We start from the raw sequence: 25,685 nt of genomic DNA, 5'->3' as shown, positions 1-25,685 counted from the left end.
GCGGGCGGGAGGGACGATGACGGGGACCGGATGGGCGCGGCGCGCGGGCGCGATGCTGCTGGCGGCGCTGCTGGCGGCGGGCGGGCAGCCCGCGGCGGCGCAGAACCTCTTCGCGCCGGCGGCCACGGTGGACGGCACGACCATCACCGACTGGCAGGTCAACCAGCGCGCGCGGTTCTTCGGGCTGATCAACGCGCCCGGCGCGGACTACGAGGGCGCGCGCGACCGGCTGATCGAGGAGACGATCCAGGTCGAGGCCGCGCGCCGGAGCGGCATCGTCGTCACCGCGGAGGCCCTCGACGAGGCGATGGTCGAGTTCGCGGGCCGCGCGGACCTCGCCCCCGACGAGTTCATCCAGATCCTCGAGGCGCGCGGCATCGCGGGCGAGACGTTCCGCGACTTCGTGCGCAACCAGCTCTACTGGCGTGACCTGATCCGCCAGCGCTTCGGCCCGCAGGCCCGCCCGACCGAGGCGGAGGTGGACCGCGCGGTGGCGAGCGCGGGGGCCGGCGGCGCCGGGGCGCGCGCGCTGCTCTCGGAGATCGCCCTGCCGCTGACGCCCGACAACGCCGAGGCGCAGCGCCGCCTCGCCGAGCGGCTGGCCGACACCCTGCGGGGCGAGGCGGCCTTCTCCGCCGCCGCGCGCCGCTTCTCGGCCGCGCCCACGGCGGGCCGGGGCGGGCGGCTCGACTGGGTGCCGCTGGCGAACCTGCCGCCGGAGGCCGCGACGCGCATCCTGACCTTGGAGCCGGGACAGGTCGCCGGGCCGATCGACTTCGGCAGCTTCCTCGCGCTGTTCCTCGTCCGTCAGGTGGACGAGGGCGGCGCGCCGGCGGACGCGCTGTCGGTGGACTACGCGATCTGGCCCCTCGCGGGCGGGCGCACGGCGGAGGGCCTCGCCGCCGCCGCCGCGCTGCGGGCGCGGGTCGATACCTGCGACGACCTCTACGGCGTGGCCCGGCGCGCGGGCCGCCCCGACGCGCTGATCCGCGAGGTGGCGACGGTCGACAGCCTGCCGGGCGACCTGCGCACCGAGCTGGCCAAGCTCGACGACGACGAGGTCTCGACGCTGATCGCAGCGAACGGGACGCTCTCCTTCGTGATGCTCTGCGGACGCGTCGCGGAGGTGCCCGAGGGCGCGCGCGACCAGATCGGCGGCCAGCTGGTCAGCCAGCGCCTGACGACCTACGCGCAGGGCTTCCTCGAGGAGTTGCGCTCGGACGCGGTGGTGGAGCGGTTCTGACCGCGCCGCTCGCGATCACCTGCGGCGAGCCGGCGGGCATCGGCCCGGAGGTCGTGGCGAAGGCGCGCGTCCTCGCCACGGGCATCCCGCTCCTCGTCCTCGGCAACCCCGACCACTTCGCGCCCTTCGGGCCGGTCGAGGTGATCGACGCGCCGGAGGCCGCGCACGACCGCGCGCTGTGCGTCCTGCCGGTGGACGTGCCGGGCCCGGCGGTGCCGGGGCGCCCCGACCCGGCGCAGGCGAAGGGCGTGGTGGCGGCCATCGACCGTGCGGTCGCGCTGTGCCGCGCCGGGGCCGCGTCGGGCATGGTGACGGCCCCGATCCACAAGGCCGCGCTGATCGAGGGGGCGGGGTTCGCCCATCCCGGCCACACCGAGTACCTCGCCGAGCTGGGCGGCGTGCGGGACGTGGTGATGATGCTCGCCTGCCCCGACCTGCGCGTGGTCCCCGCGACGATCCACGTCCCCGTTGCGGAGGTGCCCGCCGCGCTGACGCCCGAGGGCTTGGAGGCGACGCTCCGCATCACGCACCGCGCGCTGATCCGCGACTTCGGCGTGGCGTCCCCGCGCATCGCGGTGGCGGGGCTGAACCCGCATGCGGGCGAGGACGGCAAGATCGGCACGGAGGAGCGCGACTGGATCGCAGCGCTCGTCGCCCGGCTGGCGCCGGAGCTCGGCTGCTTCGGCCCCCTGCCCGCCGACACGATGTTCCACGCGGGCGCGCGGGCGGGCTACGACGCCGCCGTGTGCATGTATCACGACCAAGCCCTGATACCGATCAAGACGATCGACTTCGCGGGCGGGGTGAACGTGACCCTCGGCCTGCCCTTCGTGCGCACGTCGCCCGACCACGGCACGGCCTTCGACATCGCGGGGACGGGCCGGGCCGACCCGACCTCGACGGCGAACGCGATCAGGCTGGCATGGGAGATGGCCGCCCGGCGCGCCGCTCGGCCCGGATGACCGCCGCGACGAAGGCGAGCAGCCCGATCCCGCCCGTGGCCAAGGTCGCGGCCACCCACGGGGCGGGCGCGACGCCGGCGGCACGGGCGCGCGGCACCCAAGCGAACAGGGCCACGCCCGCGCAGATCAGCAGGTCCAGCCAGACCTGCAGCCCCCAGAGCGTCCCGGTGTGCACCGTCCAGAAGCCGAGCGGCCCCCCGTCCGCGACGGCGAGGAGCGAGACCCCGAGGAACCCGGCGGAGAGGACGGCCGGGACCGCCCAGCTTCCGCGCGGCAGGCGGCCCGTGGCGAGGCCGATCGCGACGGCCGCGAGCAGGAGCGCGCCGAGCGCGGCGGGGATGGTGAAGGGCGTCATGGATCGTCTCCCGTTGCGTAGCGCCCGCTACATATCCGAAGGACGTAGCGGCCGCTACGCTTTTCTGCCATGCCGCGCCTGACGCGCGGAATCCTCCTGCCGCGCCTCGCGGCGCACCTCTTGGCGGAGGGGCTGGCGGGGGCCGCGCTGCGCCCGATGGCCAAGGCGGCGGGGACGTCGGACCGGATGCTGATCTACCACTTCGGCACCAAGGAGCGGCTGCTCCACGACACCCTCGCGCACGTGGCCGCCGAGATGACGGCGCGCCTCGACGCGGGCCTGCCGCCCGGACCCCAGCCCGACCTCGCCGCGCTCGCGCGCGCGCTCCGCCGCCTCGCGGGCGATCCGGCCCTTTCGGCGCACTTCGCCCTCTGGCTCGACCTGCTCGCGTCGGGGGACGCGGGGACCGCGGCGGCGCTGCTCGACGGCTTCGCCGCGTGGGTGGCCGCGCGCCTGCCGCGGGACGAGGCCGATCCGGACGCCGCCGTGGCCGCGCTCCTGACGCTGACGGAGGGGATCGTCGTGCTCGACCGCGCGGGACGGGGGGCGTGGGCCGACGCGGCGCTCGACCGGCTGCTGCCGCAGGGCTAGGGGACGGCCATGATCGACGACCTGCCCCCCCTGCGCGAGGTAATCGCGCGCCACGACCTGCGCGCGCGGAAGAGCCTCGGGCAGAACTTCCTGCTGGACCTGAACCTCACGGCGCGGATCGCACGGGTCGCGGGGGACCTGTCGGGGACGGACGTGCTGGAGGTCGGGCCGGGGCCCGGCGGGCTGACGCGGGGGCTGCTGGCGGAGGGCGCGCGCAAGGTGCTCGCCGTCGAGAAGGACCCCCGCGCCCTGCCCGCCCTGCACGAGATCGCGGCGGCCTATCCGGGGCGGCTGGAGGTGGTGGAGGGCGACGCGCTGGCGCTCGATCCGGGCGCCCGCCTCGCCGCGCCGTGGAAGGTCTGCGCGAACCTGCCCTACAACGTCGGCACGGAGCTGCTGGTGCGCTGGCTGACGGAGGACTGGCCGCCGCGCTGGTCGTCGCTGACGCTGATGTTCCAGCGCGAGGTGGCCGAGCGGATCGTCGCGGAACCGGGGACGAGGCATTACGGCCGCCTCGCGGTGCTGGCGGCGTGGCGGACGGAGGCGCGGATCGCGCTGACCCTGCCGCCCGAGGCGTTCTCGCCGCCGCCCAAGGTGCATTCGGCGGTGGTCCACCTCGCCGCGCGGGCCGAGCCGCGCCACCCCGCCGACCCGGCGTGGCTGTCGAGGGTCGTCGCGGCGGGGTTCGGCCAGCGGCGCAAGATGCTCCGCGCGTCGCTCAAGCCGCTGGGCCGCCCGCCCGAGCCACTGCTGGAGGCGGCGGGCATCCCGCCCACGGAGCGGGCGGAGCAGGTCGACCTCGCGCGGTGGTGCGCCTTGGCGCGGGGCTACGCGGCGGCCTAGGCGGCGTCCTCCGGCGAGGGCTGCGGGGCGTCGCCGCCCTCCTCGGTCGGGGCCTTGGCCGTGGTGCGGCGGCGCGAGCGGCGGCGCGGCTTGTCGCCCTTGGGCTGCTCCTCGCCCTGCCCCTCCGGCACCTCGACGGGGCCGGCGTCCTGCGGCTCCGCGGCCTCGGCGGGCTGGTCGTCGCGCCGCTCTTGGCGCTCCTGCCGGCCTTGGTCGTTCTGACCGCCCTGGCCACCTTGACCGCCGCCGTTGCCCCCCTGGCCCCCGCCGCCTTGGTTGCCCCCCTGGCCCCCGCCGCCGCCTTGGCCGTTCTGCTGGTTGCCTTGGTTGTTCTGGTTGCCGCCCTGCTGCTGCTGGCGGGCCTCCTGCTCCTTGAGCGCGGCGGCCAGCATGCGGGAGTAGTGCTCCGCGTGCTGCTGGAACGCCTCGACGGCGACGCGGTCGCCGGAGAGCTGCGCGTCGCGGGCGAGCTGGTTGTACTTGTCGATGATCTGCTGGGGCGTGCCGCGGACCTTGCCCTCGGGGCCGGAGCTGTCGAACACGCGGTTGACGACGTTGCCGCCGCCTTGGTTCCGGTTGCGGTTCTTGTTCCGCGAGCGGGACTTGGAGGATCTCATGAAGTGCGTCCAGTCGGTTGTGTGGCGGACCCGGCCGCGTCGCGCGGCGCACTCGTCGGTCCGTCTGGCTGGTGCGGGCGTCGCGCGCGTCGTGCGCCAGCGTCTGCCCTTGCGCTGGTTATGGGGGCGGCGGGGGCCGGGCACAACCCCGATGATGCGTCAAACGGCGGTGTTCCGCCCGAAAACAACGCGATCGCGCCCGTCGAGGTCGGGTTTGACGCCGATTTCGCCGAGTCCGGCCTCCCGGAGGAGGCGCGACACGGCCCCGGCCTGCGTGGGGCCGATCTCCAAGAGGATTCGCCCGCCGGGGGCGAGGCGCGCCGCCGCGCCCGCCGCGATGGCGCGGTAGGCGTCCAGGCCGTCCCCGCCGGGGGTCAGCGCCATGCGCGGCTCGTGCGCCAGTTCGGGGGCGAGGCCCGCCATCTCGGCCGCGGCGATGTAGGGGGGGTTCGAGACGATCAGGTCGAAGCGGCCCTCGACCCCCTCCCACCAGTCGGCGCGCAGCAGCGTCGCGCGCCCGTCCACGCCGAGCGCCGCGAGGTTGCGGGCGGCCACCGCGAGCGCGGCGTCGGACAGGTCCGTCCCCACGCCCGTCGCGTCGGGACGACCGGCGAGCAGCGAGCCGAGGATCGCCCCGGACCCGGTCCCGAGATCGACGACGCGCGCGAACGGCGCCTCCAAGGCGGCGGCGACCAGCATCTCGGTCTCCGGGCGCGGGTCGAGCACGTCGCCCGTCACGGCGAAGTCGTGGCGCCAGAAGGCGCGGCGCCCGACGAGGTGGGAGACCGGGACGCGGGCGGCCCGGGCCTCGACCAAGCGCGCCCAGCCCGCCGGGTCGGGCAGGTCGTCGTCCGGGAAGGCGCCGGGGGCGTGATGCGCCATCAGGCGGCGCAGGTCGCCCGCCGGGTCCGGCACGCCCGCCCCGGCCAAGCGGGCGCGGGCGGCGGCCAGCGCGTCCCGGACGCTCAGCCCTCCATCTCCGCCAAGAGGGCCGCCTGCGCCTCGGCCGTCAACGCGTCGATCACCTCGTCGAGGTCGCCCCCCATCACCCGGTCGAGCGCGTAGAGCGTCAGGTTGATGCGGTGGTCCGTGAGGCGGCCCTGCGGGAAGTTGTAGGTGCGGATGCGCTCGCTCCGGTCGCCGCTGCCCACCTGCGCGCGCCGGTCCGCCGCCCGCTCGGCGTCGGCGGCGGCCCGCTGCGCGTCGTAAAGGCGGGCGCGCAGCACCTGCATCGCGATCTCGCGGTTGCGGTGCTGGGACTTCTCCGACGACGTGACGACGATGCCCGTGGGCAGGTGGGTGATGCGCACGGCGGAATCGGTCGTGTTCACGTGCTGCCCCCCGGCCCCGCTGGCGCGCATCGTGTCGATGCGGATGTCCGCGTCCGGGATGTCGACGTCCACCGCCTCGGCCTCCGGCAGCACGGCGACGGTGGCGGCGGAGGTGTGGATGCGCCCTTGGCTCTCGGTCGCGGGGACGCGCTGCACCCGGTGGACGCCGCTCTCGAACTTCAGCCGGGCGAACACGCCCTCCCCCTCGATGCGGGAGACGAGCTCCTTCAGGCCGCCGAGCTCCGTCTCCTGCCGCTCGATCTCCTCGACGCGCCAGCCGCGTCCTTCGGCGTAGCGGCGGTACATCGCCCACAGGTCCCCCGCGAAGAGCGCGGCCTCGTCGCCCCCCGTGCCGGGCCGGATCTCGAGGATGGCGGGGCGGGCGTCGGCGGCGTCGCGGGGCAGCAGCGCGAGGCGCAGGGACTGGGTGCGCTCGGAAAGGTCGGCCTCCAGCGCGGGCAGCTCCTCGGCGGCCAGCTCGCGCATCTCGGGGTCGTCCATCAGGGCGCGGGCGTCGGCCACCTGGCCCTCCAGCGACCGGACGGCTCGGACGGCCTCGGCCACGGGGCGGACCTCCGAATACTCGCGGGTGACGGCGGCGATCTCGTCCCCGTCCAGCCCCGCGTTCATGCGCGCCTCGAGATACTCCTCGCGCGCGAGGATCTGGTCGAGGCGGTCGGAGGGGAGCGTGGCCATGCGGGGCGCATGGCGCGGCGACCCGGAGGGGTCAAGCGGGGCGAGACCGAGCGCGGCCTCGCCCCCTCGGCATCACTGGTCGATCTGGCGCAGGAACTCGGCCCGCGACATGCCCTCGGGTAGGACGAAGCGCATCTGGTTGCCTTGCGCGTCGCGGAAGGTCAGCACGTCGCGGGTCATGCCGCGCCGCGTGTCCTGCGCCTGCTGGCGGAACCGCTCGCGGTCTTGGAACTGGCCCGCCTGGATGCGCTGCTGCATGCGGCGGATCCCCTCGGCGCGGACCTCCGTCATCGCCCGGACGTAGCCCTTGCGGTAGCCCTGCTCGAACATCTCGGTGGCGAAGGCCTCCACGTCGAACGGCACCGAGTCCACGCCGCCCGCCGACGCGATGTCGGGCGAGCCCGTGAGGCCGTAGCCGCCTTGGGCCTGCCCTCCCGCGTCGAGCTGGTCCGTCGCGGGCACGGCCTGCGCGGCCATCTCCGCGGTGAAGCTGTCGGCGAGGCCGCCCGCGCCCTCGGCGGTCATCGCCTCGGCGGTCTCCTGCGGCAGGCCGCCGGCCTGCTCGGCCTCGGTCAGCGCGCCGGCGGAGACCTGCGGCGTCATGCCGTCCGAGGGCAGCCCCTCGCCCGCCGCGACCGAACGGGTCACGGCGTCGTCCGTGGCCCCGACCGTCGGGCCGTCGGCCCGCGCGATGGCGTCGGCGACCGCGCCCGTCGCGCCCGGCGCTTGGTCGGCGGCCATCGAGTCGAACACGACGTTGCCGTCGGCGTCGCGGCGGATGTAGCGGACGGTGGCTTGCTCGCTCACGTCCTCGGCCATCGCGCCGGACGTCTTGGCGTGGCCGTCGGCCCACGCGGGCGCGGCGAGGGCGAGGGTCATCGCGCAGGTCGTCATCAGTCGGGTCATCGTCGGTTCCTCCGTTGCAGGGCGGGCCGCCACCGCGTCGCGCGGACGGCCCCGGACGCCCCCGCAACCCCCGGACGAGTCGAAGGTTTCATGCCGCGTTGCCCCGCGCCCGCGCGCCGCATAGGTGGAGGGCCATGAGCAAGCCCGCCGACAACCCCGCCGATCCGTTCAAGAAGGCGCTGGCCGAGGCCACGCGGACCATGGCCGACGACCCGGACCTCGGCGTCAGCTATTCCGTCGATCCGCCGGGCGCCACGGCCGAGCAGGTGCGCCTGCCGCAGGTGACGCGCCGCCTGACCCGCGACGAGGTGCTGATGGCGCGCGGCACGGCGGACGCCTACGCCCTGCGCCACCGCCACCACGACGCGGGCGTGAACGCGCGCTACCTGCCGCAGGGCAACATGGCGCGCGAACTCTACAACGCGATGGAGACCGCCCGCTGCGAGGCGGTGGGCGCGCGCCGGATGCCGGGCACGGCGGGCAACATCGAGGCCAAGATCGGGTCCGAGGCCACGCGCCGCGGCTACGGCGAGCTGTCCGACCGGGCGCAGGCGCCGCTGGCCGTCGCGGCGGGCTACTGGATCCGGCAGGCCGCCACGGGGCGCCCGCTGCCCGCGGCCGCGCAGAACGTGCTCGACCTGTGGCGGCCCTTCATCGAGGAGGCGACGGGCGACCGCATCGAGAGCCTCGACGACGTGCTCGCCGACCAGACCGCCTTCGCCAAGCTCGCCCGCTCGCTCATCGAGGATCTCGGCTACGGCGACCAGCTGGGCGACGATCCCGACACGGAGGACGAGGACGAGGACGACGGCGCCTCGGAGGACGAGGAGGAGCAGGAGCCCGACTCGACGGGGCAGGACGAGGAGGAGGACGAGGCCGAGGCCTCGCCCGAGAACGCCCAGGAGCAGCAGCAGGACCCGAGCCAAGCCCAAGTGTCCATGGAGGACGCGGCCGAGGCCGACAGCGACGAGGAGTCCGAGGCCCCCGAGGCGGACCAGCCGATGGACCCGCCGCCGCCCCCGCCCATCTCCGAGGCCGACCCGAACTACGTCGTGTTCACCGAGGCCCATGACGAGGTGGTGGACGCCGCCGACCTCGCCGAGCCGGCCGAGCTGGAGCGCCTGCGCGCCTATCTCGACCAGCAGCTCGAGCCATTGAAGGGCGCCGTCTCGCGGCTGGCCAACCGGTTGCAGCGGCGGCTGCAGGCGCAGCAGAACCGCTCGTGGGAGTTCGACCTAGAGGAGGGCATCCTCGACGCCGGGCGCCTGGCCCGGATCGTCGCCTCGCCCACCACACCGCTGTCGTTCAAGCAGGAGCAGGACACCGAGTTCCGCGACACGGTCGTCACGCTGCTCCTCGACAACTCGGGCTCCATGCGGGGCCGCCCGATCTCGATCGCCGCGATCTGCGCCGACGTGCTGGCCCGGACGCTGGAGCGCTGCGGCGTGAAGGTCGAGATCCTCGGCTTCACCACGCGGGCGTGGAAGGGCGGGCAGAGCCGCGAGGACTGGCTCAAGGCCGGGCGCCCCTCGGCCCCCGGACGGCTGAACGACCTGCGCCACATCGTCTACAAGTCCGCCGACGCCCCGTGGCGACGGGTGCGCCCGAACCTCGGGCTGATGATGAAGGAGGGGCTGCTCAAGGAGAACATCGACGGCGAGGCGCTGGAATGGGCGCACCGCCGGATGGTCGGGCGCGCGGAGGCTCGCAAGATCCTGATGGTGATCTCCGACGGCGCGCCGGTGGACGACTCGACCCTCAGCGTGAACCCCGCCAACTACCTCGAGAAGCACCTGCGCGACGTGATCGCCATGGTCGAGAAGCGCCGCGCGGTGGAGCTGCTTGCCATCGGCATCGGCCACGACGTGACCCGCTACTACGAGCGCGCGGTGACGATCACCGACGTGGAGCAGCTGGCCGGCGCGATGACCGAGCAGCTGGCCGCGCTGTTCGACAGCGACCCGCGCAAGCGCGCGCGGGTCATGGGGATGAAGCGCGTGGCGTGAGGGGGCGCAGGCGCCGCGGCACCGCCGCGCCCGAGCGGGCAGGCCCGGCCCCGGACGGCGTCGCCGCGTCGACGTCGGAGCCTCCGGCGGGGATATTTCCGCCAAGGAAGGGGAGCCCCCGCTGGGCGAGTGCCTTCGGCCAGGCCCCGCGGGGGCGGGACCGTACGGCCCCTTCCTTGGGCGGCCATCGGCGTCCCCGCCTGTGCCGCGGTCCCCTGCTAGCCGCCAAAGGTTGACGTTCGCTGAACGGCCCCCCCTTTCTTGGCGCAAATATCCCGGGGGTCCGGGGGCGGAGCCCCCGGCGCCCTCCACGAAAGGCACCCCATGTTCCAGAGCTTCGCCGTCACCGCCCGCCCCGCCGACGGCCCGCCCCGCGTGGCGGCGCTACGCGCGTGGATGGCCGAGCGCGACCTCTCCGCCTTCCTCGTCCCCCGCGCCGACGCGCACCAAGGCGAGACCGTCCCCGCCTCGGACGAGCGGCTCGCGTGGCTGACCGGGTTCACCGGGTCCGCGGGGTTCGCCGTGATCCTGCCGGACCGGGCGGCCATGTTCACCGACGGGCGCTACACGCTCCAGGTCCGGGCGCAGACGGACGGGGACACGTTCGAGTACGTCGACTGGCCCGCGACGAAGCTGGCCGACTGGCTGGCCGAGGCCCTGCCGGACGGGGGCCGGATCGGGTACGACCCGTGGCTGCACACCATCAAGGAGGTGCGCGCCCTTTCCGGCCTCGACCTCGTCCCCGTGGAGAACGGCGTCGACGCGGTGTGGCCCGACCGGCCCGCGCGCCCCGCCGCGCCGGTGGAGGCATGGCCGACGGACTATGCCGGCAAGGGCGACGAGACCAAGCGGGCCGAGATCGCCGAGGCGGTGCGCGCGGCGGGGGCGACCGCCTGCGTCCTCACCCTGCCGGAGTCGATCTGCTGGCTCCTGAACGTCCGCGGCGCGGACCTCGCGCGGACGCCCGCCGTGCTCGCCTTCGCGATCCTGCACGCGGACGGGCGGGTCGACCTGTTCTCCGACCCGGAGAAGTTCGAGGGCCTCGATCCCGACCCGGCCATCGCGCTGCACCGCTGGGACGCGTTCGTCCCCGCGCTCGCCGCCCTCGACGGGCCGGCGATGGTCGATCCCGCATGGGCCCCGCAGGCGGTCGCGGACGCGCTGGCGGCGGGGGGCGTCGAGCGGATCGACGCGCCCGACCCGACCGCGCTGCCCAAGGCCTGCAAGTCCGAGGCCGAGATCGCCGCCACCCGCGAGGCGCACCTGCGCGACGCCGCCGCGATGGTGCGCTTCCTGCGCTGGTACGACGAGGCGTCCGACGGGATCACCGAGATCGACGCCGTCCGCGCGTTGGAGGGGTTCCGGCGCGGCACCAACGCGCTGCGCGACATCTCCTTCGAGACGATCGCCGGGTCCGGCCCCCACGGCGCGCTGCCCCACTACCGGGTCGACGAGGAGTCCGACCGGATCGTGGACCCGGACTCGGTCATGGTGCTCGACAGCGGGGGCCAGTATCTCGACGGCACCACCGACATCACGCGCACCATCCCCCGCGGCGACCCGCCGATCGGGATACGGGAGGACTTCACCCGCGTCCTGCAGGGCATGATCGCCGTCTCCCGCGCCCGCTTCCCGCGCGGGGTGGCGGGGGCGCATCTCGACGCGCTGGCCCGCGCCCCGCTCTGGGCCGCGCACAAGGACTACGACCACGGCACGGGGCACGGCGTGGGCGTCTACCTCGGCGTGCACGAGGGGCCGGTGCGGATCAGCCGGGTCTCCACCCTGCCGCTGGCCGAGGGGATGATCCTGTCGAACGAGCCGGGCTACTACCGCGCGGGCGAATACGGCATCCGGATCGAGAACCTGATCGTGGTCACGAGGGCCGAGCGCCCGGAGGGCGGCGATGACCGCGACTTGCTGGGCTTCGAGACGCTGACATGGGTGCCGATCGACCGCCGCCTGATCGTGGCCCGGATGCTCGGCCCTTGGGAGCGGGACTGGATCGACGCCTACCACGCGGGCGTGCGCGCGCGGCTGTCGGACCGCCTGACGGGCGAGGACCGCGCGTGGATGGAGCGGATGACGGCCCCGCTGTGAGGGTGGGCTTACGCGCGGCGGCGCCCTACCATCCGGCCAAAGGAGAATCCCGATGGCCAAGATCGAGACCGCGCCCGCCGAGGGCACGTGGACCGTGCGCACGGACGACGGCGTGATGGTGGAGAGCCGCAACGCGGTGGAGCTGCGCGAGGGGTCGTACGACCCGGTCATCTACTTCCCGCGCGAGGACGTGGCGATGGCGCTGATGGAGCGGTCGGACAAGGTCACGCGCTGCCCGCACAAGGGCGAGGCCACGCATTATCACTACGTGGGCGCCTCGGCGCGGATCGAGGACGCGGCGTGGTCCTACGAGGCCCCGGACCAGGAGGCGGCGAAGCCCATCGCGGGGCATCTCGCGTTCTACGGCGACAAGGTGACGGTGGAGCGGGTCTAGGGCCCTAGCGCCCCGCCCGTCATCCCCGGGCTCGACCCGGGGACCTCCCTCCACGAGATCCTCGGGTCGGGCCCGAGGATGACGGGGGTCGGGGCCGAACCCCGACCCCCCTCAGTTCCCCCGCACCAGCTTGCCGGGGTTCATCACGCCCTCCGGGTCCAGCGCCCGCTTCACCAGCCCCATCACGTCCCACGCGGCCCCGTGCTCGGCCTCCATGTGGTGCAGCTTGCCCAGCCCCACCCCGTGCTCGCCGGTGGCCGTGCCGCCCAGCGCCTGCGCGTCCCGCACCATCGCGTCGGACAGCCGCTTGGCCTCCTCCAGCTCCTCCGGGCGGTCGCGGTCCACCAAGAGGATCGCGTGGTAGTTGCCGTCGCCCACATGCCCGAGGATCGGGCCGGGGATCGGCGACGCCGCGACCGCCGCCGCCGCCCGCTCGATCGCCTCGCCCAAGCGCGAGACGGGGACGCAGACATCCGTCACCACCGCCGTCGATCCGGGCCGCGACCGCAGGATGGTGTGGTAGGCCCGGTGCCGCATGTCCCACAGGCGGGTCCGCGCCTCCGCCTCGGTGGCCCAAGCGTAGCCCGCCCCGCCCCGGTCGGTGGCCGCCGCCCCGAACCGCTCCGCCGCCTCGGCCACGCCCGCGTCCGAGCCGTGGAACTCCAGCAGGAGGTGGGGGCCGACGGGCAGCCCCGCGCCGTCGAGGTCGTTGAGGATGGCCACCGTCGCCGCGTCCACGAACTCGCAGCGCGCGGGCACGATCCCCATCGCCGTCGCGTCGATGACGCAGCCGATGGCCGAGGCCGTGTCCGGGAAGGCGCAGACGGCGGCGGCCACCGCCTCGGGCTGGCCGTGCAGCTTCAGCGTCAGCTCCGTGATGAGGCCCAGCGTCCCTTCCGCGCCCACGAAGAGCGACGTCAGGTCGTAGCCCGCCGACGACTTCCGCGCGAGGCCGCCGGAGACGCCCCCGGTGCGGATCGCCCGCCCATCGGCCAAGACGACCTCTAAGCCCCGGACGTGGTCGCGCATCGTCCCGTAGCGCAGCGCCGTGGTCCCTGAGGCGCGGGTGGAGGCCATGCCGCCCACGCTCGCGTCCGCGCCGGGATCGACCGGGAACATCAGCCCCGTGGCGCGCAGCTCCTCGTTCAGGCGGACGCGGGTGCAGCCCGGCTGGACCCGCACCAGCATGTCCTCCTCCAGCACCTCCAGCACCCGGTCCATGCGGCGGAAGTCCACCGTGACGCCGCCCCGCGGCGCGGAGGCATGCCCCTCCAAGGCGGTCCCCGTGCCCCAGCCGATCACCGGCACCCCGCGGGCCGCGCAGAGGCGAACCACCTCGGCCACCTCGGCGGTCGTCTCGGGATAGGCCACCGCGTCGGGCGGCATCTCCGGGTGCCACGTCTCCGAGCGCCCGTGCAGGGCCAGATCGCTCTTTCCCGTCGACAGGCGGTCGCCTAGCATGGCGGCCAACGCGCGCGTCAGGTCGTCCGGGATCATCGTTTCACCTCCGGCGATCGCTCCTGGCGCGCACCCTACGCGCGACCCGACAGGCGGACCAGCATGAGCGTCGCCCCGTCCGACCCCCCCGAGGGACCCTTCGCCCGCCTGTCCGCGCGGACGCGCGACGCGTGGCGGGTGGTGCGGGAGCGCGGCCCGACCGCCGCCCAGTTCTGGTTCATCGCGCTGCTCATGGGCATCGCCTCGGGCTATGCGGCGGTGGGGTTCATGACGGCGATCCGGGCGCTCCAGACCCTGCTCTACGGCACCGAGGACCCGCGCCTCCTGCACAGCTTCGCGGCCACGCTGCCGTGGTGGTGGGTGCTCGCGCTCCCCGCCATCGGCGGGCTCGTGGTGGGCCTGATCCTCGACCGCTTCACCCCGGACGGGCGCGTGCGCTCCGTCGCCGACGTGATCGAGGCCGCCGCGCTCCGCGAGGGGCGGGTCGAGCGCAAGGCCGGCGTCGCCTCGGCCCTGTCGTCGCTCATCACCCTGTCCTCCGGCGGCTCCTCGGGCCGGGAAGGGCCGGTGGTGCACATCACCGGGATGATCGCGGGCTGGGTGTCGAACCGCATCAACGCCGACGGCATCACGGGGCGCGAGCTGCTCGGCTGCGCGGTCGCGGCGGGGGTCGCGGCCTCCTTCAACGCCCCGATCGCGGGCGCCCTCTTCGCGATGGAGGTGGTGAACCGCCACTTCTCGGTCCACGCCTTCGCGCCGATCACCATCTCGGCGGTCGCGGGGGCGGTCATCTCCCGGAGCCATTTCGGCGACGTCACCGAGTTCGCGCTCGGCGAGGGGCGCGTGCTCGCCTTCTACGTGGAGCTGCCCGCCTTCCTGCTGCTCGGCCTGCTCTGCGGGATCGTCGCCGTCGTGCTGATGCGGGCGGTGTTCTTCTGCGACGACATCGGCACTGCGGTCCAAGGCCGCACCGGCCTGCCGCGATGGGCGCGGCCCGCCGTCGCGGGGCTGCTGCTGGGCGCCATCGCCATCGCCTTCCCGCACATCATCGGCGTGGGCTACGAGACCACCTCCGCCGCACTGTCGGGGGGGATCGGCCTGCGCGAGGCGATGGTCTTCGCCGCCGTGAAGGTCGCCGCCGTCGCGATCACCGTGGGCGGGCGGATGGGCGGGGGCGTGTTCTCTCCGGCGCTGATGGTGGGCGCGCTGACCGGCCTCGCCTTCGGGATCCTCGCGACCGGGCTCTTCCCCGAGGTCTCGGGGTCGGAGACGCTCTACGCCCTGGCCGGCATGGGCGCGGTCGCGGCCGCCGTGCTAGGCGCGCCGATCTCCACCACGCTGATCGTGTTCGAGCTGACGGGCGACTGGCAGACCGGCCTCGCCGTCATGGTCGCCGTCTCCATGGCCACCGCCGTCGGCTCGCGCCTGATGGGCGGGTCCTTCTTCGACCGGCAGCTGTTCCGCCGGGGCCAGCAGATCGGCGCGGGTCCGCAGGCCTACATCCCCGCCACGATCCGCGTGACCTCGCACATGAAGGCCCTGTCGCACCCCCGCGCGCCCTCGCGGGAGCGGATCGACGCGGCCATGGCCGAGGGCCGCTGGATCGAGTCCGACGCCTCCTTCGCGACGGCCCTGCCCGTCCTGCGCGAGAGCGCGGCCGAGTTCGTCCCCGTCGTGCGGATCGAGGACGACGTTCCCCGCGCCGTCGCGGTCCTGCTCGCCGTGGACGCCTTCCGGGCGTTCAACCGGGCCTTGGCGGCCCGCGCGGCGGAGGAGCACGCCTGAGGCCCTCCCTCGACGCCCCCGACCTGATGGGGGCCTCCGTGCCCTCTCGTCGATCCGAGCCGAGAGAAAGGCTCCGAACGGGGGAGACCCGCAATGGTGGCGGTCGCGCGACGACCATACCAGCGCATCGCCGGCCCGTGGCACGGCAGCCTGGCGCTGCGCGGTCGTATCGCACATGGTGCTTTGCCCGTCCGACGACGCGGAACCGCCGAGATCACCGAGCGCCAACCCGTCCATCCTCCACGAACGCACGGTTTCCACCCGGACCGTGCGCCAGTCGGTATGAACGATGTATGCACGGTGTATGCACGCCATATGCACGGGGGGCGCCCCCCACCGTGCGGGGCGAAAGAGGGAAGATTTCCCGCGCGCTCTGCGCCTACGCCGCCGCGTCCAAGAGCGCCTTCGCCGCGCCCCGTGCGGCCTCCGTCACCGTGTCCCCGGCCAGCATCCGGGCGATCTCGTCCACCCGCTCGCCCTCGCCCAGCGGCACCACCGTCGAGGTCGTGACCTCGCCCTCGACCCGCTTCTCGACCCGCCAGTGATGCGCCCCCAGCGCGGCCACCTGCGGCGAGTGGGTGACGACCAGCACCTGCCCCCCCTCGGCCAGCGCCTTGAGCCGCCGCCCCACCGCGTCGGCGGTGGCGCCGCCCACGCCGCGGTCGATCTCGTCGAAGATGAGGGTCATCGACCGGTCCCCGCCCGTCAGGCAGACCTTCAGCGCCAAGAGGAAGCGCGACAGCTCGCCCCCCGACGCGATCTTGTTCAGCGGCCCGGGCGGCGCGCCGGGGTTGGTCGCCACCTCGAAGGCCACGTCGTCGCGCCCCTCCGGTCCTTCGGACCCCTCGGTCACGCGGGTGACGAAGACCGCCCGCTCCATCTTGAGCGGTGCCAGTTCCGCCGCCATCGCCGCGTCCAGCCGCCCGGCGGCATCGGTCCGGAGCGTCGTCAGCGAGGCCGCCGCCGCGTCGTAGGCCTTGCGCGCCTCGGCCTCCGCCTCGACCAGCGCGCGCATCCCCGGCCCCGACGCGTCCAGCAGGTCCAGCCGCGCGCGCAGGTCGTCCCCGAACGCGCCCAATTCGTCCGGCGCCACGCCGTGCTTGCGCGCCAAGGCCCGGATCGCGAAGAGCCGCTCCTCCACCGCCTCCAGCTCGTGCGGGTCGAAGGACAGCGCGTCGAGCACCGCCTCCACCCCCGCCTGCGCCTCGCCCAGCTCGGTCATCGCGCGCCCGAGCGCGTCGATGGCGCCCGCGAGCTGGTCCGCTGCCTCGCCCGCGTCCTCCAGCCATCGGGTCGCGTCGAGCATCTGCGCCTCCGCCCCGTTCGGCCCGATCGCCTGCAGGGCCTTGGCGACGTCCTCGCGGATGCGCTCGGCCCCCTGCATGAGGCGGCGGCGGGCGTCCAAGGCCTCGTCCTCGCCCGCCTCGGGGCCGAGGTCGTCGAACTCGGCCACGGCGTGGCGGAGGAAATCCTCCTCGGCCTTGGTCGCCTCGACCTGCGCCCGCGCCGCCCGCAACGCTTTGGCGGCCTTCGACAAATCCCGCCACGCCGCCCCCACCGCCTCGCGCGCGGGGCCCGCGCCGGCGAAGGCGTCGAGCAGCGCGCGGTGGCCGCGGATGTCCATCAGGCCCTTATCGTCGTGCTGGCCGTGCAGTTCGAGCAGGGCGTCCCCGAGCTGGCGCAGCACCTCGCCGGAGGCGCGGCTGCCGTTGATCCACGCGGTCTTGCGCCCGTCGGCGGTGTTGACCCGGCGCAGCAGGACCGCGTCGTCCTCGACCGCGATCCCCGCCTCGTCGAGCACCGTGCGGGCCGGGTGGCCGGGCGGCAGGTCGAACTCGGCCGACACCTCGCCCCGGTCGGCACCCGACCGCACGAGCGCCGCGCGGCCCCGCCAGCCCAGCACGAAGCCCAGCGAATCCAGCAGGATCGACTTGCCCGCCCCGGTCTCGCCGGTCAGCACGTTCAGCCCCGGCCCGAGCTCCAGCCCGAGGCGGTCGATGATGAGCATGTCACGGATGTCGAGGGTGCGGAGCATCGCCGGGAAATAGCGTCGGGACCGGCCCACCGCCACCCGTAGGATGGGGTTTCAGCCCATCTACAGCCAGCGGCCCCGGATCGTGCGGTCGTAGATCGAGCGCAGCCACGACGACCCCTGCGCCTCCAGCGTCAGGCCCCGGCCCGTGAGCGTCCGGTAGGCGTCGTCGTAGAAGGGCGAGGACTGGAAGTTGTGGCCGAGGATCGCGCCCGCGGTCTGCGCCTCGTTCGTGAGGCCCAGCGACAGGTACGCCTCGACCAGCCGCATCAGCGCCTCGGGCGTGTGCGTGGTGGTCTGGTAGTCCTCGACCACCGCGCGGAAGCGGTTGATCGATGAGGCGTAGTGCCCGCGCTTCAGGTAGTAGCGCCCGATCTCCATCTCCTTCGCCGCGAGGTGGTCGAAGGCGAGGTCGAACTTCAGCATCGAGGAGCGGGCGTAGGGCGATTCCGGGTAGCGCTCGACGACGGTGCGGAGCGCCTGCAGGGCTTGGAAGGTGAGGCCTTGATCCCGGCCCACCTGATCGATCTGGTCGTAGTAGGACAGCGCGAGGAGGTATTGCGCGTAGGCCGCCTCCTCGTCCGCGGGGTAGAAGTCGATGAACCGCTGCGCCGCGTCGCGCGCCGCCTCGTAGTCGCGGTCCTCGTGATAGGCGAAGGCCTGCATGATGAGCGCGCGCTTCGCCCATTCGCTGTAGGGGTAGAGCCGCTCGACCTCGGCGAAGAGCACGGCGGCGTCGTCGGGATCGCCGGCCGCGATCTCGCGCTCGGCCTGCTGGTAGATCGTCTCGGGCGCGGCGTCCTCGAGCGCGACCTCGGACGAGCCGCCGCACGCGGCGAGCGTCGCGACCAAAGCCACCGTTCCCAGACCCTTGCCCGTCATCGTGTCCCCCGTCCGTCCGGACCCGCCCGCCGGGTTCCCCGGTCGGACGCCCTCTCGTTAGCGGCCCCGCGCCCGCCGCGCCAGACCCGCGCGGCACGCGGCGTCAGACGTGGGCGAACACGTCACGCTCCAGCCCCGCGCCGGGGAGGCGGGCGCACTCCTCGGGGGCGAGCGTGCGGATGCGGTAGTTGGCCGGATCCGACAGCAGCTCGCGCAGCACGGCGTTGGTCATCGCGTGGCCCGCGCGCACGCCGGTGTACCGGCCGAAGATCGGCATCCCGGCCAGGGCGAGGTCGCCCACCGCGTCGAGCATCTTGTGGCGCACCGCCTCGTCGGCATGGCGCAGGCCGCCGGGCGACAGGACCTTCGCCCCGTCCACCACGACCGCGTTGTCGTAGGTCCCGCCGAGCGCCTTGCCCGCCGCCTGCATCGCCTCGACGTCCGCTTGGCGGCAGAAGGTCCGCGAGTCGCAGAGCTCGCGCACGAAGGTGCCGTTCGACAGGCGCAGCGCCTTGGACTGGCGCCCGATGGCCGCGTCGGCGAAGTCGATGCTGAAGTCGACCTCGAACTCGTCGGCCGGGGCGAGCGCCGCGCTGGCGGTGCCGCGCCGCACCTCGACCGGGCGGAGGACCTCGATCACCTGCACGGGCGCCCGCATCCGGGCCACGCCCACCTTGAGGATCGCCGACACGAAGGGCGCCGCCGAGCCGTCGAGGATCGGGACCTCGGGGCCGTCCACCTCGACGATGGCGTTGAGGACGCCGCAGCCCGCGAGCGCGGCCATTACATGCTCGACCGTGGAGACCGAGACCCCGTCGTCGTTCACGAGCAGGGTGCAGAGCGGCGACGGCTCGACCCGGTCGAACGCGGCGGGGATCGCGGCGCCGCCGAGGTCGGTGCGGCGGAACACGATGCCGTGGCCGGCGGGGGCGGGACGCAGCGACAGGCGAACGGGGCGGCCCGAGTGGAGGCCGATCCCGGAGAACGCGATGGTGCGCTTCAGCGTCGTCTGCATGTCGTCCACCCCCGTCAGGCATCCGGCCCCGTGGCCGTGCTCCATTGGTTCGACGGTGAGTTAGGCACAGCCCGCGCGCCCCACAAATCAACCACGGTTGCAGGATGTAACGGGACCATGACGGCGATGGGCGCCCGTCCGCCGACCCCGTCGGAGCCCCCGCATCCAGCTGATTCCGTTCGGATTTCATCCCTGCCGCGGGCGCGGGTTCCGGCGGCGCGCGACGAGGACGTGACAGGGTCCCGGGGCGTGACGCGGGGTCATGAAACGCGGCGGCGGCGTCCGGTGGGCACCGGACGCCGCCGCACGGCCCTCGATGGCGGGAGGGCGGTGGAGGCGCGGGCCGGTCCGGCCCGCGGGTTGCGTCAGTTCGCCTGGCGGCGGAGGAAGGCGGGGATCTCGATCCGCTCCTCCTCCGGGGCGGCCTCGGCGGCGGGATGCGCCACCGGGGTCGGCTGGGGCGCGGGGGCGCGCATCGCGGCACCCTCGGGCGTGCCGGACATCCGGCCCAGCAGCCCGCCGAGGCCGAACCGGCCCCCGGCCTCGGGCGCCGTCGGCGCGGCGGCGGGCGCCGCCTCGGCCCGGCGCTCGCCGTTGAGCACGGCGCGCTTCAGGCGGTCGATCGCCTCCGGCTCCGGCGCGGCGGGACGGCGGGAGAAGAAGTCGTCGCCCGGGGCCTCGTGCGCCGTCGCCATCGGCGCGGCCTCGGGGGCCTCCGCCTCCTGCGCGGCGCGCGCGTCGAAGAAGCTCTCGGCCTCGGCGGCGACGGCCGGGGCCGGCGCGGGCGCGGGCGCGGGCGCGTAGGCGACCGGCTCGGGGGCCGGCTCCGGCGCGACGGCGGCGGCGGGGCGCTCGAAGCGCGGGGCCTCCTCGACGGCGGGCGCCGGCGCGGGCGCGGGCGCGGCGGCCTCGAACGGGTCGGACAGGCGGCGGCGCGGCGCGGGCGCCTCCTCGGAGGCCTGCGCGTCGATGCCCGTGGCGACGACCGAGACGCGGACCGTGCCCTCCATGGTCGGGTCCAGCGTGCTGCCCACGATGATGTTGGCGTCCGGGTCCACCTGCTCGCGGATGGAGTTCGCGGCCTCGTCCATCTCGAACAGCGTCATGTCGTAGCCGCCGGTGATGTTGATCAGCACGCCCTTGGCGCCCTTGAGGCTGATCTCGTCGAGCAGCGGGTTCGCGATGGCGCTCTCGGCGGCGATCTTGGCGCGGTCGTCGCCGTTCGCCTCGCCGGTGCCCATCATGGCCTTGCCCATCTCGTCCATCACCGAGCGGACGTCGGCGAAGTCGAGGTTGATCATGCCCGGACGGACCATCAGGTCGGTCACGCCCTTTACGCCTTGGTAGAGGACGTCGTCCGCCATCTGGAACGCCTCGGTGAAGGTCGTCTGCGCGGAGGCGAGGCGGAACAGGTTCTGGTTCGGGATGATGATGAGGGTGTCGACCACCTTCTGCAGCGCCTCGAGGCCCTCCTCGGCCTGGCGCATCCGCTTGGTCCCCTCGAACTGGAACGGCTTGGTCACCACGCCGACGGTCAGGATGCCGAGCTCGCGCGCGGCCTGGGCGATGATCGGCGCGGCGCCGGTCCCGGTGCCGCCGCCCATCCCGGCGGTGATGAAGCACATGTGGGCGCCCGCGAGGCGGTCCACGATCTCCTCGATGGTCTCCTCGGCGGCCGACGCGCCCACCGCGGGCTTGGCGCCCGCGCCGAGGCCCTCGGTCACCCGCACGCCGAGCTGCACGCGGTGCTGCGCCTGGCTCTGCACGAGGGCTTGGGCGTCGGTGTTCGCGACGACGAACTCGACCCCTTCGAGGTCCTGCTGGATCATGTTGTTGACGGCGTTGCCGCCGGCGCCGCCGACGCCGAAAACGGTGATCCGGGGCTTGAGGTCCGCTTCGTGCGCGGACCCCGGCATGGAGAGGGTCAAGGTCATCTGATGTCCACCTGTAAGTTCCGCCCGGCGCGCGGGTTGGCCCGCGTCGCCCTGTTATTGATTGGGCGGGAGCCTAGCCCGGCCCGCGCCGCCACGTCACTCCCCTGATTCGCGCATCGGCGGAATCAGGGGCCCGCTCGCCTTCGGGTGAGTCGTGCGTGCCACATTTCCGCCATGATCCTCGCCCCGCTCACCAGTTGTCGCGGAACCAGCGCGCGACGCGGCGCAGCCCCTGCCCGCCCGCGCGCGCGGGCGCGGCGTCGAAGTCCCAGAACTCGTCCTGCGGCTCGGCCGCCTGGACGCACAGGCCCACGCAGGCCGCGCCCTCCGGCCCCGCCGCCCGCTCGGGCAGGCCGGGCACCCGCAGGGGCCGCCCGAGGCGGACCGACGGGCCGAGCACCCGCGCCGCGAGGCCGTCGAGGCCGGGCATCTGGCTGGCGCCGCCGGTGAGCACGATGCGCTGCGAGGGCAGCGAGGCGAAGCCCGCCGCCTCCAGCCGCGCGGCGGCCTCCTCGAGGATCTCCTCGAGGCGCGGGCGCAGGATGCCGATGAGGTCCGAGCGGCTGACCTCTCGCCGGTCGTGGTGCCAATCGCCGGTCTCGGCCTGCAGCGGGATCATCTCGCGGTCGTCGGCGCCCGTGGCGTGGACCCCGCCGAACCGCGTCTTGATCCCCTCCGCGGTGGCCCACGGCACGCGCAGCAGCTGGCTGACGTCGGTGGTGGCGTGGTCGCCCCCGATCGGCACCGTGTCGGCCCAGACCATGTGGCGGCGCATCCAGATCGACAGGCCCGTCGTGCCCGCGCCCATGTCGATGCAGGCCGCGCCTAGTTCCTTCTCGTCCTCGACCAGCGCCGCCGTCGCCGCCGCGTAGGGCGCCGAGACGAGGCCCGCGCATTCGAGGTCGCAGCGGTGGATGCAGGCGAGGAGGTTCGCGATCGCGTGGTCGTCAACAGTCAGCATGTGGACGTCCGCGCGCAGCCGCTCGCCGGACTGGCCCCGCGGGTCGCGCATGTTCGTGCGGTGGTCGAGGCCGAAGTTCACGGGCTGGGCGTGCAGCACCTCGCGGCCCGGCCCGAGGTCGGGGGTATCGACACGCGACAGCACGTCAGAGACGTCCGCGACGGTGCAGGCCTCGCCGATCAGGGGCATCTCGCCCTGCGTCGCGTAGGAAACCGGGCGCCCGCCCGAGAAGCACGCGACGACATGGTCCACCCGGACGCCCGCACCGCGCTGCGCGGCCTGCACGGCGCTGCGGATGGCGCGCTCCACCTCGGGCATCGCGTCCACCTCGCCCGCGCGCACCCCGCGCGAACGGGTCGTGGCATGGGCGATGACCCGGAAGTTCGACTGCCCCGCCATCTGGCCCACGCCCTCGCCCTGCGGCGCGTTCTCCTCGAAGCGCAGCACGAGGCAGGAGGTCTTGTAGGTGCCGACGTCGAGCACGGCGACGACGCCGCGCTGCAGCGCGGCCTGCCGCTTGCGGCGCATGGTGCGTTGGGCCTGGAACAGGCGGCTCATCCTTCGTCCTCCTCTCGGGCGGCGCGGGCCTCGGCGCGCACGGCGCGCAGCTTGGCGACCGCTTCCGGCCCCATCCTCACCGTGGGCCGCCCCGCGACCCGCATGTCCAAGGCCACCGCGTCGCGCGACAGCACGTCCGTGGCCGCGTGCAGCGCCAGCGCCCGGTCCAGCGCCTGCGCGGGCGCGACCTCGGGCAGCAGGATGCGCTTGTCGTCGGCCAAGACCACGTCCCAGCGGCGCTCGCCCACGCGCACGAGGCCCACGAGCGTCTCGGCCACCGGGCCGGCGGCCGCCATCAGGCGTAGTGCCTCCTCGACCCGGTCCCCCGCGCCCTCGCCCGCCACGCGCGGCAAGGGGCCGGCGGCGTCGACGTCCGCGACGGTGGCGATGCGGTGGCCCGTCGCGTCGAGCACGTCCACGCCGTCGGCATGCGCCCACACCACGGCGGGGTCGCGCTCGGTGATGCGGATGGCGAGCATGCCGCCCGGGGCCACGCGCACCTCGGCCCGCTCCACCGGGTCGAGGCTTTCGAGCCCGGCGCGGATCGCGGCGGTGTCGAGGGCGAACTGCGACAGGGGCAGGTCCACCGGCATCGCCTCGGCAATGTCCTCGCGCAGCTGCGCGGACGCCCCCTCGATCGAGACGTGCGTGACCATGAACTGGGGCCGGTCCTGAATCGAGCGGCGCACCTCGGCCATGCGGTCCTGCACGGCGGCGAGGCGGGCGGGGTCGCCGAGCCAGAGGTGGATCGCGCCCGCCGTCGCGAGAAGCGGGATGCCGACGCGCACGAGGCGCCGGAAGGACGGGGTGAGCCACAGCCGCTCGGCCCGCCACGCCCATTTCGCGTCGGCGCGCACGGCGCGGGCCACGGCCCTGAGGCGGATCAGCGGTCGCACGAGGCGTCCTCCACCAGCATCGCGCAGAGGCGTCCGAAGGGGATGCCCGCGTGCTCCGCCTGCTCCGGGGTGAGCGAGGTGGGGGTCATGCCGGGCTGCGTGTTGGTCTCGAGCAGGATCAGGCCGTCGAGCCCGCGCGCGTCGTCCCAGCGGAAGTCCGTGCGGCTCAGCGTGCGGCAGCCGAGGACGGCATGGGCGCGCAGCGCGAAATCGGTGCAGGCCTCCGCGATCTCCGCGGGCACGTCGGCGGGGACGATGTGAGACGACCCCCCCTCGGCGTATTTCGCGTCGTAGTCGTACCAGCCGTCGGTGACGATCTCGGTGACGCCCAGCGCGCGCCCGTCCAGCACCGTCGTCGTCAGCTCGCGGCCCGGAACGTAGGCCTCGACCATCACGGTGGCGGGCATGTCGTCGAGCGGCGGCAGGTTCGACCCCTCCCGCACGATGTGCACGCCCACCGACGAGCCGTCCGCGTTGGGCTTCACCACGTAGGGCGCGGGCAGCGCGGACCCGGCCGCGTCCCTCGGCACGAGGCGGCTCTCCACCACGGGCAGGCCCGCCGCGCGGAAGGCGTCCTTGGTGCGCGTCTTGTCCATCGCCAGCGACGAGGCCAGCACCCCGGAATGGGTGTAGGGGATGCGCAGCCATTCCAGCAGCCCCTGCACGCAGCCGTCCTCGCCCCAGCGCCCGTGTAGCGCGTTGAACACGGCGTCGGGTTTTTCCGCGGCCAGCCGCGCGGCCAGATCGGGGCCCACGTCCAGTTCCGTGACGCGGTAGCCCTCGGCCCGCAGCGCCGCCGCGCATTGCGATCCGGACGAGAGGGAGACCTCCCGCTCGTTCGACGGGCCGCCCATGACGACGACCACATGTTGGGGAGTCCTGCCCGACACCACCAATCCCTTGCCTGTTCGGGGCGCTGCCGCCCTCTCATCTGCCTCGTGCCGGGCCGCGTCTGTCGGCGGTCCTCGGCGTCAGGCGGGCTCTCCGACCCGCATGATCTCCCACTCTAGCGAAATGCCGCTATGGGCCAAGACCTTGGCGCGCACTTCCTCGCCCAAGCCTTCCAGATCTGCCGCCGTCGCGCCGCCCGCATTGACGAGGAAGTTTGAGTGCTTCTCCGACATCACCGCCCCGCCCCGGGTCGCGCCGCGCATCCCGGCGTCGTCGATCACCTTCCACGCCTTGAGGTCGTGCACGTCGTCCGCACGGCCCGTCGAGGAGAAGCCGGCCGGGTTGCGGAAGGTGGAGCCCGCGCTGCGGTCCTTGGTCGGCTGGGTCGCGTCGCGCTTGGCCAGCTGCTCCTCCATCCGCGCCTCCAGCGCCGCCGGGTCGCCCGCGGGCGCGCGGAAAGTGGCGCGGATGACGACGGCGCCCTCGGGCAGGTCGGAGGAGCGGTAGGCGAGGTTGAGGTCGGCGGCGGGCAGGTCGCGGACAGTGCCGTCGCGCAGGACCACCCGCACCTCCTCCAGCACGTCGGCCACGTAGCTGCCGTAGCAGCCCGCGTTCATCCGCACCGCGCCGCCCACGCTGCCGGGGATGGTCCGCAGGAAGGTGAGGTCGCGGCCCCGCTGCGCGGCCTTGCGCGCCACGTGGGCATCCAGCGCGGCGGCGCCCGCGTGGACCTGCTCGCCCTCGACCACGATCCCGTTGAAGCCGCGCCCGAGGCGGATCACCACGGCCCGCAGCCCCCCGTCGCGGACGATGAGGTTCGAGCCGACGCCCATCGGGAAGACCGGAACGTTCGGGTCCAGCGCAGCGAGGAACGCGGAAAGGTCCGCCTCGTCGGCGGGCTGGACCAGCGCGTCCGCGGGGCCGCCGACGCGCAGCCACGTGAGCGAGGCGAGGTCGCGCCTTTCGGTGAGCGTGCCGCGGAGGTCGGGATAGGTCATCGGATCAGGCCCTTGATGCGGCGCCAGCCGTAGCGGACCGGCCAGCGCAGGACGGCGCACATCGCAGCGAGGCCGAGCAGCGCGTGGGCCGGGGATTGCTGCCAGAGCAGCCAGAGGACCGGGACCGCCACGACCATCAGCCCGTAGGCGGCGGGCCACGACTGCTTGGCGGTCGTGACCCATTGCAGGACCGCCGCCGCGAGGATCCAGAGGCAGAGCGCAATCAGCCCCATC

General features: G+C 74.3%; 23 protein-coding genes. 8 read left to right on the top strand and 15 right to left on the bottom strand.

What is annotated here, in order from left to right:
* The first annotated feature begins 16 nt into the window (after positions 1–16).
* On the top strand, positions 17–1,243 hold the full coding sequence (locus tag JQC91_RS14360; protein ID WP_203287841.1) for a peptidylprolyl isomerase: 1,227 nt from the start codon (positions 17–19) through the stop codon (positions 1,241–1,243).
* The gene (gene pdxA / locus JQC91_RS14355; RefSeq protein WP_203288646.1) at positions 1,240–2,205 is read left to right on the top strand and encodes a 4-hydroxythreonine-4-phosphate dehydrogenase PdxA; all 966 of its coding nucleotides are present in this window, start codon (positions 1,240–1,242) and stop codon (positions 2,203–2,205) included. Before JQC91_RS14360 ends, pdxA begins: the two co-directional genes overlap by 4 nt.
* Here pdxA and JQC91_RS14350 read toward each other — a convergent pair.
* The gene (locus tag JQC91_RS14350) at positions 2,156–2,560 is read right to left on the bottom strand and encodes a hypothetical protein (RefSeq protein ID WP_203287840.1); all 405 of its coding nucleotides are present in this window, start codon (positions 2,558–2,560) and stop codon (positions 2,156–2,158) included. The genes pdxA and JQC91_RS14350 overlap by 50 nt on opposite strands.
* Positions 2,561–2,629: 69 nt before the next feature.
* On the opposite strand from JQC91_RS14350, the gene JQC91_RS14345 reads away from it, so the two are divergent.
* Both JQC91_RS14345 and rsmA read left to right on the top strand, forming a co-directional pair.
* A complete protein-coding gene (locus JQC91_RS14345; protein WP_203287839.1) occupies positions 2,630–3,151 on the top strand; it encodes a TetR/AcrR family transcriptional regulator in 522 nt (173 codons plus the stop codon).
* Between the two features lie 9 nt (positions 3,152–3,160).
* Positions 3,161–3,994: a 16S rRNA (adenine(1518)-N(6)/adenine(1519)-N(6))-dimethyltransferase RsmA gene (gene rsmA, locus JQC91_RS14340; protein ID WP_203287838.1), complete on the top strand. Its 834-nt coding sequence runs from the start codon at positions 3,161–3,163 to the stop codon at positions 3,992–3,994.
* Here the strand turns inward: rsmA and JQC91_RS14335 are convergent.
* The 4 genes from JQC91_RS14335 to JQC91_RS14320 all read right to left on the bottom strand — a co-directional run bounded on the left by JQC91_RS14335 (position 3,991) and on the right by JQC91_RS14320 (position 7,544).
* A complete protein-coding gene (locus tag JQC91_RS14335) occupies positions 3,991–4,611 on the bottom strand; it encodes a DUF4167 domain-containing protein (protein WP_203287837.1) in 621 nt (206 codons plus the stop codon). The two genes, rsmA and JQC91_RS14335, sit on opposite strands and share 4 nt — an antisense overlap.
* A 159-nt stretch (positions 4,612–4,770) precedes the next feature.
* Positions 4,771–5,526: a peptide chain release factor N(5)-glutamine methyltransferase gene (gene prmC, locus JQC91_RS14330; protein WP_343069984.1), complete on the bottom strand. Its 756-nt coding sequence runs from the start codon at positions 5,524–5,526 to the stop codon at positions 4,771–4,773.
* Between the two features lie 50 nt (positions 5,527–5,576).
* A complete protein-coding gene (gene prfA / locus JQC91_RS14325) occupies positions 5,577–6,638 on the bottom strand; it encodes a peptide chain release factor 1 (protein WP_203287835.1) in 1,062 nt (353 codons plus the stop codon).
* Positions 6,639–6,710: 72 nt separating this feature from the next.
* Entirely contained in the window at positions 6,711–7,544 is an 834-nt protein-coding gene (locus tag JQC91_RS14320) for a hypothetical protein (protein WP_203287833.1), read from the bottom strand.
* A 134-nt stretch (positions 7,545–7,678) separates the two neighbouring features.
* Between JQC91_RS14320 and cobT the strand changes: the two genes are divergently transcribed.
* The 3 genes from cobT to JQC91_RS14305 all read left to right on the top strand — a co-directional run bounded on the left by cobT (position 7,679) and on the right by JQC91_RS14305 (position 12,041).
* A complete protein-coding gene (cobT, locus tag JQC91_RS14315; protein ID WP_203287831.1) occupies positions 7,679–9,550 on the top strand; it encodes a cobaltochelatase subunit CobT in 1,872 nt (623 codons plus the stop codon).
* A 324-nt stretch (positions 9,551–9,874) separates the two neighbouring features.
* Positions 9,875–11,647 carry an aminopeptidase P family protein gene (locus JQC91_RS14310; RefSeq protein ID WP_203287829.1) on the top strand — a complete coding sequence of 591 codons (1,773 nt, stop codon included), beginning with the start codon at positions 9,875–9,877 and terminating at the stop codon, positions 11,645–11,647.
* A gap of 52 nt (positions 11,648–11,699) precedes the next feature.
* Positions 11,700–12,041 carry a DUF427 domain-containing protein gene (locus JQC91_RS14305; protein WP_203287827.1) on the top strand — a complete coding sequence of 114 codons (342 nt, stop codon included), beginning with the start codon at positions 11,700–11,702 and terminating at the stop codon, positions 12,039–12,041.
* A 111-nt stretch (positions 12,042–12,152) separates the two neighbouring features.
* Here JQC91_RS14305 and JQC91_RS14300 read toward each other — a convergent pair whose 3' ends face one another.
* Positions 12,153–13,538 (bottom strand): FAD-linked oxidase C-terminal domain-containing protein, encoded by a 1,386-nt coding sequence (locus JQC91_RS14300; RefSeq protein ID WP_203287825.1) that lies wholly within the window; start codon positions 13,536–13,538, stop codon positions 12,153–12,155.
* Between the two features lie 63 nt (positions 13,539–13,601).
* On the opposite strand from JQC91_RS14300, the gene JQC91_RS14295 reads away from it, so the two are divergent.
* Positions 13,602–15,284 carry a chloride channel protein gene (locus JQC91_RS14295; RefSeq protein ID WP_203287823.1) on the top strand — a complete coding sequence of 561 codons (1,683 nt, stop codon included), beginning with the start codon at positions 13,602–13,604 and terminating at the stop codon, positions 15,282–15,284.
* A gap of 379 nt (positions 15,285–15,663) precedes the next feature.
* Here JQC91_RS14295 and recN read toward each other — a convergent pair whose 3' ends face one another.
* From recN to JQC91_RS14250, 9 genes are all read right to left on the bottom strand, one after another.
* Complete coding sequence (recN, locus tag JQC91_RS14290; RefSeq protein ID WP_203287821.1) at positions 15,664–17,319, bottom strand: DNA repair protein RecN; 1,656 nt, start codon at positions 17,317–17,319, stop codon at positions 15,664–15,666.
* 60 nt (positions 17,320–17,379) lie between these two features.
* Complete coding sequence (locus tag JQC91_RS14285) at positions 17,380–18,198, bottom strand: outer membrane protein assembly factor BamD (protein ID WP_203287819.1); 819 nt, start codon at positions 18,196–18,198, stop codon at positions 17,380–17,382.
* A 103-nt stretch (positions 18,199–18,301) separates the two neighbouring features.
* Positions 18,302–19,213, bottom strand: a complete 912-nt coding sequence (gene lpxC, locus JQC91_RS14280) for a UDP-3-O-acyl-N-acetylglucosamine deacetylase (protein WP_203288644.1) — start codon at positions 19,211–19,213, stop codon at positions 18,302–18,304.
* 365 nt (positions 19,214–19,578) lie between these two features.
* Positions 19,579–21,147 (bottom strand): cell division protein FtsZ, encoded by a 1,569-nt coding sequence (ftsZ, locus tag JQC91_RS14275; protein ID WP_203287817.1) that lies wholly within the window; start codon positions 21,145–21,147, stop codon positions 19,579–19,581.
* A gap of 190 nt (positions 21,148–21,337) precedes the next feature.
* A complete protein-coding gene (gene ftsA, locus JQC91_RS14270) occupies positions 21,338–22,666 on the bottom strand; it encodes a cell division protein FtsA (protein ID WP_203287815.1) in 1,329 nt (442 codons plus the stop codon).
* Positions 22,663–23,562, bottom strand: coding sequence for a cell division protein FtsQ/DivIB (locus JQC91_RS14265; protein ID WP_203287812.1), 900 nt, complete (start codon positions 23,560–23,562; stop codon positions 22,663–22,665). Before JQC91_RS14265 ends, ftsA begins: the two co-directional genes overlap by 4 nt.
* The gene (locus JQC91_RS14260; protein ID WP_238941589.1) at positions 23,550–24,416 is read right to left on the bottom strand and encodes a D-alanine--D-alanine ligase; all 867 of its coding nucleotides are present in this window, start codon (positions 24,414–24,416) and stop codon (positions 23,550–23,552) included. The genes JQC91_RS14265 and JQC91_RS14260 overlap by 13 nt, the downstream gene beginning before the upstream one ends.
* Positions 24,417–24,533: 117 nt before the next feature.
* The gene (gene murB / locus JQC91_RS14255) at positions 24,534–25,451 is read right to left on the bottom strand and encodes a UDP-N-acetylmuramate dehydrogenase (RefSeq protein ID WP_203287808.1); all 918 of its coding nucleotides are present in this window, start codon (positions 25,449–25,451) and stop codon (positions 24,534–24,536) included.
* Complete coding sequence (locus JQC91_RS14250) at positions 25,448–25,684, bottom strand: DUF2484 family protein (protein WP_203287806.1); 237 nt, start codon at positions 25,682–25,684, stop codon at positions 25,448–25,450. The genes murB and JQC91_RS14250 overlap by 4 nt, the downstream gene beginning before the upstream one ends.
* Position 25,685: the final 1 nt, after the last annotated feature.

This window comes from Jannaschia sp. Os4 (genome assembly GCF_016820245.1).
Taxonomy (GTDB): domain Bacteria; phylum Pseudomonadota; class Alphaproteobacteria; order Rhodobacterales; family Rhodobacteraceae; genus Jannaschia.
Note: the sequence above shows the minus strand (reverse complement) of the source record. Positions and strands in the feature narration are given on the sequence as shown.